A 13520-nucleotide genomic window follows, 5' to 3' on the forward strand; every position below is an offset into this window, starting at 1 on the left:
CATTACTGTTTACAGCTTGCGCTCCGCTACACTCGGCGACAAATACCTGTAACTGGACTTTCACCAGCTAGAATCGTGCCATGCCCGGCACACTAAAAAGGGGCGCCTGTATGATTTCAAGGCGCCCACCTTCACGAATCACGAATCACGATTCGCCTTTATTTAATCCAGCCCATATTTATGAATGACTTCCATCATCTGCTGAAGCACTTCTTTTTCGCTCCCTGTATTGGAGAGGATTTCATCGGCTGCGCTGCGGTACATGTCTATTCTTTCCCGATAGAGGTCGTAGACTTTCTGCGGGCCATCGGCTAAAAGGGGCCTTGTGCCCACTTCCACGTCGGAGACGATATCGTCCGGCTTTCTATCTATGAAGAGGATGAGTCCTGTCTGATGGAGGCGGAGGATATTATTATTTCTTTTGACCACTCCACCGCCTGTGGCGATGATGAGGTCCTGCCGGGAGGAGAGGTCCCTGATGGTCCTTTCTTCTGCATCCCGGAAGGCTTTTTCGCTTTCGGCAAAGAAGCTTTTGATGGTCCGTTTTTCTTTATTTTCCAGGTATTCGTCGGCATCGATGAAGGTTCTTGAGAGGATTTCGGCTATGGCTTTGCCGAAGGTGGTTTTGCCGCTTCCCGGCATGCCGATGAGGACGATATTTTTCATTTCATCATGTCCTTTGCAATTTTCGCTGCCACTTGGGGAGAAATTTCTCGGTCCATCCATATTTCTTCAGCCGCCATGGCCTGCATGACGAGCATGTACATGCCGTTCGATTTGTCTGCATTTTTGGCATCTTTAAGGAGCTGCGTCTCTTCCGGATTGTAGATGATATCGATGACTTTCGGAAAGGCTGCCGCTGCGTCTGCGGGAATGGGCGATACGCCGACTTTCGGATACATGCCCACCGGTGTCGCATTGACGAGGAGGTATTTGTCGCCTTCCGGTGTGAGGGAGTCGTAGCCTTTGATTTCTACCTGTCTATTTTTGGCGAAAGTGAGGAATTCTTCGTCCACTTTCTCCGGATGGCGGCTGATGACGGTGATGGAGGAGGCTTTTTCGTCGAAAAGGCACTGGATGATTGCGCGAGATGCCCCGCCGTGGCCGAGGACCACCGCCGGTTTGCCGGAAATTTCCGCTCCGATTAAATCCAGGGTCCGCTTGAAGCCGGTGTAGTCCGTATTGTAACCGATGAGTTTTCCCTCTTTTTTCGCAATGGTATTCACTGCGCCTATGGTTTTTGCTTCGGGGGAAAGTTCGTCCAGGTAGGGAATAACGTCCACTTTGTAGGGGATGGTCACGTTCATTCCGTCGAAGGTTTCTAATGCATGCCGGAGTTCAGAGTCGAAGACGGGCTTTGCTATTTCTTCCAGTTCGTAGGTGGAATCGATGTGTTCTATTTCAAAAAGTTTCTGGTGAATCACCGGAGACAGGCTGTGTCCCAGGACTTCACCCAAAAGGGCGAGTCTCATGTTTCCTCCTTGTGGAAGCTCGGGTAGTTGCCGAGGATGTGGAAATAGGTGCTCATGGACTTTAGGCCCCGGAGGGTCTGTGCGTTGGCCGGATCTTCGAGGCGGCCCATGACATCGATGTGGAAGAAGTATTCGAAGGGTCTTCCTTCCATGGGGCGGGATTCCAGGTGGGTCATATTCATTCCTCCGTAGAAGAAGTAGCCCAGCACATGGTAAAGGGCGCCCGGTTCGTGGCGCACCGCCAGGACCAGGGTGATTTTGTCGGACTTTTCGGTGATTTCCATTTTCGGCCCGATGATGAAGAATCTCGTGTAGTTGCTGGAATTGAAGAAAATATTTTCCGCAATCACTTCGAGGCCGTAGAGGCGGGCGGCTGTCTTCGAAGCCACGGCTGCCTGGTTTTTCTTCTTGTCTTCCGCCACTTTTTCCGCGCTTCTCGAGGTGGAGAAGTAGGGCTTCAGGGTCCAGTTTCTGTGTTTATTGAAGAAGGGCCGGCACTGGGCAAATCCCTGGGGATGGGAGAAGACGGTATCGATGTCTTCCAGTTTCGTCCCCGGCAGGGCGATGAGGTTGTGCTCGATTTTTACGATCTGCTCTCCCACTACGGCACAGTTGTACCGCCGGATGAGATCGTACACTTCGGTAATGCCTCCGGTGGAGGAATTTTCGATGGGCACTACCCCGTAATCGACATCCCCTTCTTTTACCGCCTGCATGACGTCTTCAAAGAGGGGGAAATAGGATTCTTCCCTCGGTTTATCGCCAAACTGCTGCTCCATGGCTTCATAGGTATAGGAACCTTTGGCTCCGTAGCAGCCGACTCGTAAAATTTTATCGTCCATAGGTATTGCTCCTGTCGGTTAGAAGAATGTCCAGAATGACCCAGGCCGCTGCCGCTTCAATGACGGGTATAGCCCGGGGAATGATGCATGGGTCGTGACGGCCGGAGATGGAAAGGTCTGCGTTTTCTCCTCTGGAAATATCCACGGTGTGCTGTTTTTTCCCGATGGAGGCGGTGGGTTTCACGGCCAGGCGGAAATTCACGGGACTTCCGCCGGAAATACCGCCCAATATCCCTCCATTGTGGTTCGTCACCACTTCCACTTTTCCTTCTTCATAAGACATTTCATCATTGGCTTCGGACCCTTTCAGTCTTGCAAATCCGAACCCTTCGCCAAATTCGAGCCCTTTCACTGCCGGTACGGAGAACATCATATGGGCCAGTTCGCTTTCCAGGGAATCGAAGAAAGGATCCCCCAGACCCACGGGAAGGCCCATGATCTGGCATTCCACAATGCCTCCCACGGAATCTCCCTCTTTCCGGGCGGAAAGGATTTCTTCTTCCATTTCTTTTCCTTTTTCTTCATCCAGCACAGGAAGTTTTAAAAGGGAAAGTTTTTTGAAAAGTTCCGGGCTTTCTCCCATGGGATTGAAAGGTCTGTCCTTGATTTCATGGACTTCGGCCGCATGGGCGCCGATATAGATTCCTTCCTTTGCCAGGACCTGTTTGGCCAGGGCTCCTGCAAAAGTCAGAGGTGCCGTGATGCGTCCGGAGAAGTGGCCGCCTCCCCGATAGTCGTTAAAGCCCCCGTATTTCACATGGCCCGTATAATCCGCATGGCCGGGGCGCATTTTCACTTTCAGTTCGCTGTAATCTTTGGAATGCTGGTTTGTATTCCTGATTTCCATGGCAAGGGCGGTGCCGGTGGTATGATCATTGAAATAGCCGGAAAGAATCTCAAATTCATCCTTTTCCTTGCGGGGAGTGGCGAGGTTCGAGCTTCCCGGTGCGCGGCGGGCCATTTCCCGTTTCACTTCGTCCCAGTCAAAGGAAAGGCCTGCCGGGAGGCCGTCAATCACGCAGCCGATGGCCGGTCCGTGGGATTCGCCGAAAATGGTGACCCTTATGGTCTGTCCAAATGTATCGCTCATAGGAGTCTGCCTCCTGCTTTCTTAAAATCTTCCCAGAATCCGGGATAGGATTTCTTTACGCTTTCTGCTCCTTCGATGGTAAGGGGTCCTTCCAGCTTTGGCGTAATGGCCGCCAGGGCCATGGCAATCCGATGGTCGTTCCAGGAGGAAACTTTTCCCCCGCGGAGGGATTTCTTTCCTTCGATCATAAGTCCGTCGGGCCGCTCCGTCACATCTGCTCCCAGTTTATTGAGTTCCGCCGCCATGGCATGGAGGCGGTCACATTCTTTGAGGCGCACCCTTTCTCCGTGGATGATTTCCGTCCGGCCTTCGCTTACGGCGGCCAGAGCTGCCACTGCCGGCACTAAATCGGGCACATTTTCCGCATCCATCACCGTTCCATGGGTGGCGGAAGTCTCTGCGATGATAGGTCCACTTTTGGAAATATGGCCTCCCATAGATTCGAGAATCTGAAGGATGCCTTGATCTCCCTGAAGGGACGTATCCGAAAGTCCGGTAAGCGTCATTTTTCCGCCGGCAAGGCCGGAAACGAGCCAGAAGGCGGCCTGGGAGTAGTCGCCCTCCACCGCAAAAGTCCCTGCCTTATAGTGCTGGCCGCCCGGAATTTCGTAAAGGCCGGAAGCTTTTTTGTAGATAGTAATCCCATGGCGGGCGAGGGTATCCAGCGTCATTTCCACGTAACTTTCGGATTCGAGAGCCGTGGTGCTCCTCAGCAATGAATCCCCCGCTGCGAGGGGCAGCGCAAAGAGAAGGCCCGTGAAAAACTGGGAGGAAACGTTCCCCGGAAGTTCATAAAGCCCTGCGGGAAGATTTCCTTCCACTTCGAGCGGGAGGCCCCCTTTTGTTTGATAGGAAATCTGTTTTTCGTCAAAAATCTCATAGTACGGCGTCAAAGGCCTTTCGGAGAGCCTGCCGCGGCCTGTATAAATCACGTGATTTCCCGAGAGAAGGCCCAGGGGGATGAGGAAACGGAGAGTGGAGCCCGATTCCCCCGCATCGGCGGTGAGGATTTCTTTCTGTTTCTTCAGTCCTCCGTCGATGGTGACCGTTATGCCTTCTTCCGTTTCTTCTTTTGCAATTTCTGCGCCAAAGAGGGAAAGAATGCGGACCGTCGCTTCTATATCCTGGGACCAGGTAACGCCGGTGACTTTCGTCTCTCCTTCGGCCAGGGCCGCCGCAATGAGTTCCCTGTGGGTCATGCTCTTGGAGGAAGGAATGCGGAGGGTCCCTTCCAGTGGTTTCGGTTCAATGGTTATATCCATAATCAGGCCTGTCCGGTGGAAATATATTTCGAAAGTTCATCGGTGGAAATGGTGAGAAGCTTCGATTTCCCGATTTTTTCAAGGAGCACCAGGGTGATATTCCTGCCCCGCCGCTTTTTGTCATGCATGATTTCCGGAATCAGTTCATGGGCGGGGATACCGATGGAGGTAGGCAGGGAAAGTTTCTTCAGCACTGCCAGGAGGCGTTCCGTAGTCCCTTTTTCCGTGATTCCCAGTTTTTCGGACCGGGCGGTGATGAGGCTCATGCCCATGGCCACTCCTTCTCCGTGGGTGTAGGTACCGTAGTTGAAATACCTTTCAATCCCGTGACCGATGGTATGACCGAAGTTCAGCACCTGCCGGCCTCCGTTATCAAACTGGTCTTCTTCCACTACCCTTGCTTTCTGGAGTACGCAGTGAAGGATGATTTCTTCCATATGGGCTTTCAGATCTTCCCGGTCTTTGAGGGATTCGAATATTTCAAAAAGCTCGGAATCTCCGATGCAGCCGTATTTCACAGCTTCTGCAAGACCATCGTGGACGTAGCGGGTGGGGAGGGTTTCCAGAAGGTCCGGATCGATGAAGACCCCTTTGGGCTGGTAGAAGGCGCCGGCCAGATTTTTTCCGCCGGGCAGGTCCACCGCCACTTTGCCGCCTACGGAAGAATCAATCTGGGCAAGGATGGAAGTCGGAATCTGGTAAAAGGGAATGCCCCGCATGTAGGCGGACGCTGCAAAGCCGCCCAGATCGCCCGGGACTCCACCCGAGAGGGTGACCAGCACGTCGCTTCTGGACATGTCGAATTCGGCCAGCGTATTCAGCACATTGCCGAAAGTGCCGAGGTTCTTGCTTTCTTCTCCTGCCGGGAAGGAAATGATGCGCACTTCAAAGCCGGACTTTTCCAGAATCTTTTTAAAGCGGGCTCCGTAAATGGCGGATACATTGTCATCGGTAATGACCGCCACTTTTTCTGCTTTCGGAGTGATGGTCTTAATCCTTTCGCCCACTTCCTCCAGAAGTCCCCTTCTGATTTCGATTTCGTAAGAAGCTTTTCCCAGATTGACCTTTACTTTAGCCATTGTTTTTCATTTCCCTCTTTCTTTGACCCGCTTTATTTAAAAACGCTTCTATTCCTTGATCATCTTTCCCGTCGATGGCTGTGCGGATTTCCGCAAGGGCTGCCGAGAAACGGTCGATTTCATCCAGGAGTTTCTCCCGGTTCGCCAGGAAGAGCTCCCGCCAAAGCCAGGCATTGATATCTGCAATCCTCGTCATATCCCGGAAAGAACCACCGGTGAAAAATTTCGTATTTTCATTATAGGACCGGCTGTTCATAAGGGCCGTCGCCAGTATGTGGGTGAGGTCCGAGGTGTAGGCGATGGCCCGGTCGTGTTCCTCTGCCGTCACCACCGCCACATGGCTGCAGCCCAGGGCATAGGCCATATCTTCGATGAGTTTCAGATTCTGCGGCCTGTTTCCTTCTTCCGGAATCAATATGTAATTGGCATTGTGAAATATGCCTCCGTCCGACTGGAAAAGGCCCGCCCCTTCCCTCCCGCACATGGGATGGCCGGAGACGAAATCCAGGTCCTTTCTGAGGAATGCACGGATGCGACGGGAAAAATCCTTCTTCACCCCCGCGATGTCCGTCAGCACCGCTCCTTCTTTGAAAAGGTCCAGATGGGTTTTGATAAAGGTAAGGGTCGCCTCGGCAGGCGTACAGAAAATGACGATATCTGCTTTTTTCAGGTCTTCTTCTTCGATGGAATCCACCAGATGAAGATTTTTCGCCGTTTCTGCCACGGACTTCGTGCGGTTCAGCCCGATCACGTGGCACCCGAGGGCATGGAAGCGATGGGCAAAAGAGCCGCCCATGAGCCCCAGGCCGACGATGGCGATGGTTTGATCGGTAAAGTGATGATTGCTGTCCATAATCGATATCCTTATATATGTATATATTATATAATGGCTGCTCTGTAAGAAGGAATCGGATTGGGGATTTCGGATTTGGGATTTCGGGAAGGATATGGTTCGCTTCGCGAACCAATCATATATATCGGCCCTGCGGGCCTTAGGCCTTTGGCCCGGAGAGAAAAGGAAAAATCTTCAGATCCATTGACAGGTATTGCGCCTGTGCAGAGTCCCCATACATATTTGTGCCGCATCAGCGGCACACCTTCCCGCAATCCCAAATCCGCAATCCGATTTCTCAAAGTCAGGCGTAAGCACAGTTTCCTTCCTGCTCTCAGATTTCCCGCCCAACAATCGGCGCCAGCCGTTTCAGGCGGCCCATGAGGTGGTCGAAGGTTTCGGGGGTAATGGATTCCGCCCCGTCGCACCAGGCGTGTTCCGGATCGTTATGAACTTCGCACATGATTCCATCGGCTCCGGCCGCAATGGCAGCCATGGCCATGGATTCCACCATCCAGCGGCGGCCGGTGGCATGGCTGGGGTCGACAATGACCGGCAGGTGGCTCATGCGCTTGACCGCTGCTACGGCAGAAAGGTCTAAAGTATTTCTTGTTGCTTTTTCGAAGGTGCGGATGCCTCTTTCGCAGAGGATGACATTATGATTGCCTTCGGACATGATGTATTCAGCACTCATAAGCCATTCTTCGATGGTAGCCGACATGCCGCGTTTCAGGAGGACCGGCACATTGAGACGGCCCACGGCTTTCAGCAGGTCGAAATTCTGCATATTTCTCGCGCCGATCTGGATGAGGTCCACTTTCTTTTCGAGGAACGTCCCGATTTTATCGGCACTCATGAGCTCGGTGACTACGGGAAGGTCCACATTTCTGGCAGCGGAAATGAGCATGTCCAGCCCTTTTTCACCAAGGCCCTGGAAGGAGTAGGGCGACGTTCTCGGTTTGAAAGCGCCGCCTCTCAGCATGGATGCGCCGGAAGCTTTGACGGATTTGGAAATAATGGCCATCTGCTCAGGTGTCTCGATGGAGCAGGGACCGGCCATGACCACCAGTTTCTTTCCGCCCACTTTGACTCCGCTCACATCGATGACCGAATCCTGGGGATGGAAGGCGCGGCTCGCCCGTTTGTAAGGCTCCTGCACGCGCATGACCTTGTCCACCCATTCATTGGAGAGGAAATCCCTCTCATCGAGCCCCGACGTATCGCCTACAAGTCCAAGCACCACTTTGCTGGAACCTTTGGAACGGTCTACCTGGAAACCTTTCTCCCGGAGTTCTGCTTCCAGATTTTCGATTTCAATGAGCGGTGCATTCTGTTTCATGACAATAATCATAATAATCCTCCTCTGCCTTCCGGCTTCTGCTTTTACTTTTCCCTCACGGCCAGTTTCTATTTCTACAATTCTGCAATGGCCATGCTGAATCCAGGGAAAAACAATGAAATTTCCTTCTAATCTCTAAAAAAATAAGGACAGGCTCGCCGGAGTCTGTCCTTTTTAGAATCCTTACTTAGAAAGATTCCGAGACCCGGCTGCGCACGTCAAAATAACCATAGCCATAATAGCTATAGGTAAAGGCTGCATATGCTTTTACAAAAGCTGCCTGTCTCATGGGAATCCTTTCCTTTCATTAGAAGTTATTCTCAGTATAGCCACCTGTGCGCCGCTTTGTCAAGAGTCATTCCTGATAATCGTGATCCGTAGCCCGTGATCCGTGGAGCGTGCAGGTTGGCGCCCTGAAATTTATATGGGCGCCCTTTTTATATTTTATTTTTCGTCTTCCATAGCTTCTGAATCGGGAATATCGAGTCTCATTTGCGGGAAACCGGAAAGTGTAGATAAAAAATAAGGCCAATAGATCTTAAAAGTATGGTATAATGGTCATAGAAAAGAGGCAGCCGATTCATTCCGTGGCCGCGGAATGGCTTCCTCTGTTCTCGATTGAAGTTGAAGAGAGCCTCCTAAGCCTTTGGAAGGCTTTTTTCAATGCCTGAAACGAATGACTTGTTTCTCATTCCAAATGAAGTGAGGTATATATGAAGGGCAATTCCATTGATGAATTTATAAATGATATCCTGACTATGGGCGGGCCGGAGAAAGAATTTGTATTCAGAAATAAATTTTATTTTCTGGAGACTCTGGCCATAGAAGGAGCCCATTCACTTAATCTGCACATGGATGAATATGACAATACGAATCCAAAAGAGAAAATTTATCTGACCACCTGGCATTTCCGGGGAAATACACAAAGGGAATGCCTGGAAAAATTTGAGCATGCCCCTCTCTTTGACGGAATGACCATTGATCAGGCAGAACGGGAAATAGAAGTCCTTTTCGGATAAGTCTCCCTTGGGGGAAATATAAAAGCAGTCGGTTTCACATAGCAGTGAAATCGGCTGCTTTTTACTTTAGAGAATTTATTCTTCTCCGGCCTTGAAGTTATAGACCGGTTTCATGATTTCCAATACTTCTGCCGTTTCGTCCAGCACGGAGAGGATATCGTCCATGGATTTATAAGCCATAGGCGCCTCATCGAGAGTTCCCTGATTGACGGAAGTGGTATAGATGCCTTCCATTTCTTTTTGATATTCTTCTACAGTGAGGATTTTCTTTGCCTGCATTCTGGACATGAGGCGTCCGGCTCCGTGAGGCGCGGAGTTGTTCCATTCGGGATTGCCTTTGCCTATGGCAAGGATACTGCCATCTCTCATATTGATGGGGATGAGCACTTTTTCTCCCCGATGGGCCGCGATAGCGCCTTTGCGAAGAATTCGCTCGTCCACGTCGATATAGTTATGAATGGTATGAAAAGCCTCCCCTGCGATGAGACCAGTCTTTTCGAGGAGGACTTTGGCCATGGTTTCTCTGTTCAGTCTGGCAAAAAGCTGGCAGATAGCCACATCGTGAAGGTACATGTCCAGATATTTTCCGGAAAGATAGCAGAGATCTTCCGGGATGTCCACCTTTTTCTCCTCTGCGCGGAGAACCTGAATCTCACGCTGGATGTCCTTTTCCCGTCCTTCCGCCTTGCATCTGGCAATGATTTCTCCCATTTTTTCCTTGAAAAGCCCCTGACGGGCAATGAGTTCCACAGCTTTTCTCTGATAGAGCTCCGCCACCTGCTTTCCCAGATTGCGGCTGCCGGAGTGAATCACAAGGATATGGCCGCCCTTTTTCTTTTCTTCGATTTCAATGAAATGATTACCCCCACCCAGGGTTCCCAGACTGCAGCCGATGCGGTCTACTTTTCTAAGCATTTCATAACAGTATAGTTTTGTGAGGTCAAAATCTACCTGTTTTTCATCCCATACATTAAAGCCGGAAGGCACAAAGTGTGCCGCTTCATCAAATTTTCTATAATCTATAAGCTGGTTTCCCAGATCTACCGTATACATGCCGCAGCCCAGGTCTACACCTGCAATGTTTGGTACAGCTTTATCAATGATGGTCATCGTAGTTCCGATAGTGCAGCCCTTTCCGAAATGCACATCCGGCATGATACGGACCCGGCTTCCTTTCGTCACATCATAGCTGCACATGCGCTGAATCTGCGCCCTGGCTTTCGGGTCTATCGTTTTTGCATAGGAAATGGCCGTAGTAACGGTCCCTTTGATTTCTTCCATAATTTCACCTCTTTGCTATTTCTAATATTACTATATTACTGACAATGAAACTACTAACTGTAAAAACTTGTAAACTTTCCGGATGTGAAGATTTTACCATTCGCTGCATTTCTGAAAAATATTTATTCTAAGAAACTGCTTCTTCCAAAATGGTATAATACAGAAAAGGAGGGATTAAAATGCCTGAAATTAGCGAGTTTTTCGGAATTCATATTACGATTAATTACAGTGATCATAATCCGCCGCATATTCATGCAGCTTATGGCGGATATCGTGCCCTGATTGATATACAGAATCAGGTCGCATTCAAGGGCTTCCTCCCCGGAAAACAATTGAAACTCGTTCTGGCATGGTGCGTCCTGCATGAGGCGGAATTGATGGAGAACTGGAATCTTGTCCGTTCCGGACAAAAGCCAAGAAAGATTTCTCCACTGGTAAAGGGGTGAATAGTATGATTTCCGAATACATTCCCCAGGTCGTACAGGTCCTTGCAGGGAAGGAATACCAGGTATACGCCTGGTTCGATGATGGCAGTGTCCATCTCTATGATATGTCCCCCCTGCTGAAACCGGGCACTGTATTTGAGCCGCTGCTCGATAAAGTCCTGTTCCGCAAATCACTGACCGTCATGAACGATACATTGGCTTTTGATCTTACCGGAAACCGCGATCCCTATGATGTCATAGATATAGCGCCGGAAGAAATATACAGTGCAAAAGCTGTAAAAGATCCCCTTGAGGGTATTGCTTGAAGCAAAATAAATTTCTCTTTTCGACAGAAATAAATTACTAAAAGAGGCAAACTTTGCAGAATCAAAGTTTACCTCTTTTTCTATTCATTATCTGCATATAAAAATGGCGCCCCTTATTTCCAAAAGGCGCCACCTTCACGAAGAACGAATCACGAACAACGAAGAACGATTACCTCGAATGAGATAAACCGTATTTCCATTCAAATGTCACAGATACTCACTCACATCTTTCTTTCCCACCATGACAGCCGGGACGAGTCCTGCGATCATTCCTATGATGGTTATGATCGGAATGATGAGGAATCCCCGCCAGTCGGGGGTGGTGACCATGGTGATGGCCGCTCCGCCGGAGACGGCTCTGGCTGCGGCCAGAGTGGCTCCATAGGCACAAAGCCAGCCGATACAGCTTCCTGCGAAGAGGAGCATGCCTTCTTCGGCAAGGAGTAATTTCCGGATATCTCCTTTTCCTGCGCCCAGGGCTTCGAGGAGGGCCAGTTCTTTCATCCGGCCCAGGCCGCTCCAGTACATGACGAGGAGGGTAATTAAGAGGGAAATGCCGAGCATGGAGGAAATGAGGATTTTCCAGAAGTTCTTTGTCTGGCCCACCATGGCATAGAGGGAAATGACGGACTGGGAGGGGAAGACCATCTGGACGTCTTTATTTCTCTGGTATTCGGAGAGGAGCTGCATGGCTTCTTTGTAGCCTTTCGGGACTACGAGGAGCGTCGTGACCTGACGGTCGGATGGATCGACCGCTTCTCCTCCGTGGGCTTCCCATACGTCTTCCATGGAAATAAAGATGGCCGTATCATAGGGGCCGCCCGTGGATTTGAGAATCCCTGTCACTTTGAAGGGATGTTTATGTTCATGGCCTTTGGAGGCTGTGCCATGGATGGATTTGAAGGTATCCCCCACTTTAAGTCCCGTGAGGCGGGCGGTTTCACTTCCGATGACGGCTTCTCCGTCTGCCGCGAAGATTTTGCCCTCAGATAGGGAAAGCCAGGGCGCTTCTTTTTTATTGGGACGGTATGTAAAAAGTGACGGGTCCGTCCCGGCTATGCGGAAACCGCGGTAGTTGTCACCAAAGCCAAGGGGATAGACCGCCTGCACTTTGCCGGAAGCTTCCAGTTTTTCTTTTTCGCTCCATTTGATATTTCCTAAAGGACGGTCGCGGAGGAAGACCGTATTCAGCACCAGCTGGTAGGCCGAGCCTTTGTCGCCCACAAGAATGGGAAAGGGGCTCACTGCCCGGTTGATTCCTTCGTAAAGACCGCCCGTCACCTGCAGGATAAAAACAGGAACGGCTGCCGTCAGGACGATGAGCAGAAAGAGGAGAAACTGCCGGAGCGGCCGTCTCACAAGGGAAAGGAAAGCAAGACGAATCATAAGAACCCTCCTTCCTGCATGTCGTACCGTTTGGGAAATAAACTCATCACATGGGTATCATGGGTGGCGCAGAGGAGGTAGCAGCCCGTCCCTTTCTGATAGTCCAGAAGGATCTGCATCAGCCTCTCCCCGTTCGTCCGGTCCAGAGCTGCCGTCGGTTCATCCGCCAGAAGAAGGGACGGTTTCCTCACGATGGCCCTTAGGAAGGAAACTCTCTGCTGCTGGCCTCCCGAGAGGGTATCGGGATAGCGTCCTTCGAGGCCTTTGAGGTTCACTTCTGCCAGAAGATTGGAAATTTCTTCGTCAGTCACACTTTCACCCGCAAAGGAAGCGGAGAGGCGGATATTTTCAGCCACGGTCAGATAGGGAAGAAGTAAAGGCCTCTGGAAGACATAGCCCACCTTCTTCGCGCGGAAAGCGCAGCGCTTTTCTTGCGGAAGAGAAGTGATGACTTCCTTTTCCACCTGAATGGTCCCCGTAGTGGGCGTGAGGAGGCCCGAAAGGCAGTGAAGGAAGGTGGTCTTCCCTGTGCCTGAGGGACCCGTAACGCAGGTGAGCCCCCCCTCTTCCAGTGTAAAGGAAGGAACCGAAAGGGCCGTCAGGGTGGAACCTTTACCGTCCGGAAATCTGACAGTGAGATTGGTGATTTGGATCATATCTTTTTCCTTGTGAAATACTTGATTTTAAAAGGATAACTATAGGAGGAATGACTTTTGTGTCGGGGTGATCGGGGTGATCGGGAAGGTGGCGCCCTTTGGGCGCAGTTTTGATTTTGCCTTCGGCTCTCATCTGCGACAGGGGAGATTGTTCACAGTTGTGAAAGGGGAACTGCAGGCGGAATGACTTTTGTTTCGGGGTTGTCGGGAATTCCGGGGATGATTCGGGATTGTCGGGATGGTGGCGCCCTTCGGGCGCAGTTTTTGATTTTGCCTTCGGCCCTCATCTGCACCGGGAGAATTTTTCCTCATTTGTACAGTTCCCCCTCCCCCGTCGCGGGAGCTCCCAGGGATGAGTTTACCTTCAAGCCCAATTTCGATTTGTTCGATAGTACAACCCCTCAGTCACTTCGTGACAGCTCCCCAATTACACATATCGGCGCCGTTGCCACCGTAAATAAAACCGGTGGGAGTTCAATTTTTCTGTATAATTGGGTTAGCGGCAGAAATC

Annotated in this window: 14 protein-coding genes; 3 read left to right on the forward strand and 11 right to left on the reverse strand. The window is 50.8% G+C overall.

Features of this window, described 5'->3' with window-relative positions:
• Positions 1-162: 162 nt before the first annotated feature.
• The 8 genes from QZN42_RS08675 to aroF all read right to left on the reverse strand — a co-directional run bounded on the left by QZN42_RS08675 (position 163) and on the right by aroF (position 7928).
• A complete protein-coding gene (locus QZN42_RS08675) occupies positions 163-666 on the reverse strand; it encodes a shikimate kinase (protein WP_296956611.1) in 504 nt (167 codons plus the stop codon).
• A complete protein-coding gene (locus QZN42_RS08680) occupies positions 663-1472 on the reverse strand; it encodes a shikimate dehydrogenase (protein WP_296956614.1) in 810 nt (269 codons plus the stop codon). The genes QZN42_RS08675 and QZN42_RS08680 overlap by 4 nt, the downstream gene beginning before the upstream one ends.
• Complete coding sequence (gene pheA, locus QZN42_RS08685) at positions 1469-2314, reverse strand: prephenate dehydratase (RefSeq protein ID WP_296956616.1); 846 nt, start codon at positions 2312-2314, stop codon at positions 1469-1471. The genes QZN42_RS08680 and pheA overlap by 4 nt, the downstream gene beginning before the upstream one ends.
• Positions 2304-3404: a chorismate synthase gene (gene aroC / locus QZN42_RS08690; RefSeq protein WP_296956619.1), complete on the reverse strand. Its 1101-nt coding sequence runs from the start codon at positions 3402-3404 to the stop codon at positions 2304-2306. Before aroC ends, pheA begins: the two co-directional genes overlap by 11 nt.
• On the reverse strand, positions 3401-4666 hold the full coding sequence (gene aroA / locus QZN42_RS08695) for a 3-phosphoshikimate 1-carboxyvinyltransferase (RefSeq protein WP_296956623.1): 1266 nt from the start codon (positions 4664-4666) through the stop codon (positions 3401-3403). The genes aroC and aroA overlap by 4 nt, the downstream gene beginning before the upstream one ends.
• 2 nt (positions 4667-4668) lie before the next feature.
• Positions 4669-5745 (reverse strand): 3-dehydroquinate synthase, encoded by a 1077-nt coding sequence (gene aroB / locus QZN42_RS08700; protein ID WP_296956625.1) that lies wholly within the window; start codon positions 5743-5745, stop codon positions 4669-4671.
• A complete protein-coding gene (locus tag QZN42_RS08705) occupies positions 5738-6598 on the reverse strand; it encodes a prephenate dehydrogenase (protein ID WP_296956627.1) in 861 nt (286 codons plus the stop codon). The genes aroB and QZN42_RS08705 overlap by 8 nt, the downstream gene beginning before the upstream one ends.
• Positions 6599-6911: 313 nt before the next feature.
• Entirely contained in the window at positions 6912-7928 is a 1017-nt protein-coding gene (gene aroF, locus QZN42_RS08710) for a 3-deoxy-7-phosphoheptulonate synthase (RefSeq protein WP_296956628.1), read from the reverse strand.
• Positions 7929-8629: 701 nt separating this feature from the next.
• Here aroF and QZN42_RS08715 point away from each other — a divergent pair.
• Positions 8630-8935: a hypothetical protein gene (locus tag QZN42_RS08715; protein ID WP_296956631.1), complete on the forward strand. Its 306-nt coding sequence runs from the start codon at positions 8630-8632 to the stop codon at positions 8933-8935.
• 75 nt (positions 8936-9010) lie between these two features.
• Here the strand turns inward: QZN42_RS08715 and QZN42_RS08720 are convergent, their stop codons facing one another.
• On the reverse strand, positions 9011-10216 hold the full coding sequence (locus QZN42_RS08720; protein WP_296956634.1) for an RtcB family protein: 1206 nt from the start codon (positions 10214-10216) through the stop codon (positions 9011-9013).
• 179 nt (positions 10217-10395) lie between these two features.
• On the opposite strand from QZN42_RS08720, the gene QZN42_RS08725 reads away from it, so the two are divergent.
• Both QZN42_RS08725 and QZN42_RS08730 read left to right on the forward strand, forming a co-directional pair.
• On the forward strand, positions 10396-10662 hold the full coding sequence (locus QZN42_RS08725) for a DUF4160 domain-containing protein (RefSeq protein ID WP_296956636.1): 267 nt from the start codon (positions 10396-10398) through the stop codon (positions 10660-10662).
• Positions 10663-10667: 5 nt separating this feature from the next.
• Positions 10668-10967: a DUF2442 domain-containing protein gene (locus QZN42_RS08730; protein ID WP_296956638.1), complete on the forward strand. Its 300-nt coding sequence runs from the start codon at positions 10668-10670 to the stop codon at positions 10965-10967.
• 207 nt (positions 10968-11174) lie between these two features.
• Here QZN42_RS08730 and QZN42_RS08735 read toward each other — a convergent pair whose 3' ends face one another.
• A complete protein-coding gene (locus QZN42_RS08735; protein ID WP_296956641.1) occupies positions 11175-12353 on the reverse strand; it encodes an ABC transporter permease in 1179 nt (392 codons plus the stop codon).
• Positions 12350-13009 (reverse strand): ABC transporter ATP-binding protein, encoded by a 660-nt coding sequence (locus QZN42_RS08740; RefSeq protein ID WP_296956644.1) that lies wholly within the window; start codon positions 13007-13009, stop codon positions 12350-12352. Before QZN42_RS08740 ends, QZN42_RS08735 begins: the two co-directional genes overlap by 4 nt.
• Positions 13010-13520: the final 511 nt, after the last annotated feature.

It is taken from the genome of uncultured Dialister sp. (genome assembly GCA_900314595.1).
GTDB lineage: Bacteria > Bacillota > Negativicutes > Veillonellales > Dialisteraceae > Dialister.

Coding starts and splice junctions, on each gene's coding strand:
- QZN42_RS08675 (WP_296956611.1), bottom strand. CDS start 666: ATGAAAAATATCGTCCTCATCGGCATGCCGGGAAGCGGCAAAACCACC.
- QZN42_RS08680 (WP_296956614.1), bottom strand. CDS start 1,472: ATGAGACTCGCCCTTTTGGGTGAAGTCCTGGGACACAGCCTGTCTCCG.
- pheA (WP_296956616.1), bottom strand. CDS start 2,314: ATGGACGATAAAATTTTACGAGTCGGCTGCTACGGAGCCAAAGGTTCC.
- aroC (WP_296956619.1), bottom strand. CDS start 3,404: ATGAGCGATACATTTGGACAGACCATAAGGGTCACCATTTTCGGCGAA.
- aroA (WP_296956623.1), bottom strand. CDS start 4,666: ATGGATATAACCATTGAACCGAAACCACTGGAAGGGACCCTCCGCATT.
- aroB (WP_296956625.1), bottom strand. CDS start 5,745: ATGGCTAAAGTAAAGGTCAATCTGGGAAAAGCTTCTTACGAAATCGAA.
- QZN42_RS08705 (WP_296956627.1), bottom strand. CDS start 6,598: ATGGACAGCAATCATCACTTTACCGATCAAACCATCGCCATCGTCGGC.
- aroF (WP_296956628.1), bottom strand. CDS start 7,928: ATGATTATTGTCATGAAACAGAATGCACCGCTCATTGAAATCGAAAAT.
- QZN42_RS08715 (WP_296956631.1), top strand. CDS start 8,630: ATGAAGGGCAATTCCATTGATGAATTTATAAATGATATCCTGACTATG.
- QZN42_RS08720 (WP_296956634.1), bottom strand. CDS start 10,216: ATGGAAGAAATCAAAGGGACCGTTACTACGGCCATTTCCTATGCAAAA.
- QZN42_RS08725 (WP_296956636.1), top strand. CDS start 10,396: ATGCCTGAAATTAGCGAGTTTTTCGGAATTCATATTACGATTAATTAC.
- QZN42_RS08730 (WP_296956638.1), top strand. CDS start 10,668: ATGATTTCCGAATACATTCCCCAGGTCGTACAGGTCCTTGCAGGGAAG.
- QZN42_RS08735 (WP_296956641.1), bottom strand. CDS start 12,353: ATGATTCGTCTTGCTTTCCTTTCCCTTGTGAGACGGCCGCTCCGGCAG.
- QZN42_RS08740 (WP_296956644.1), bottom strand. CDS start 13,009: ATGATCCAAATCACCAATCTCACTGTCAGATTTCCGGACGGTAAAGGT.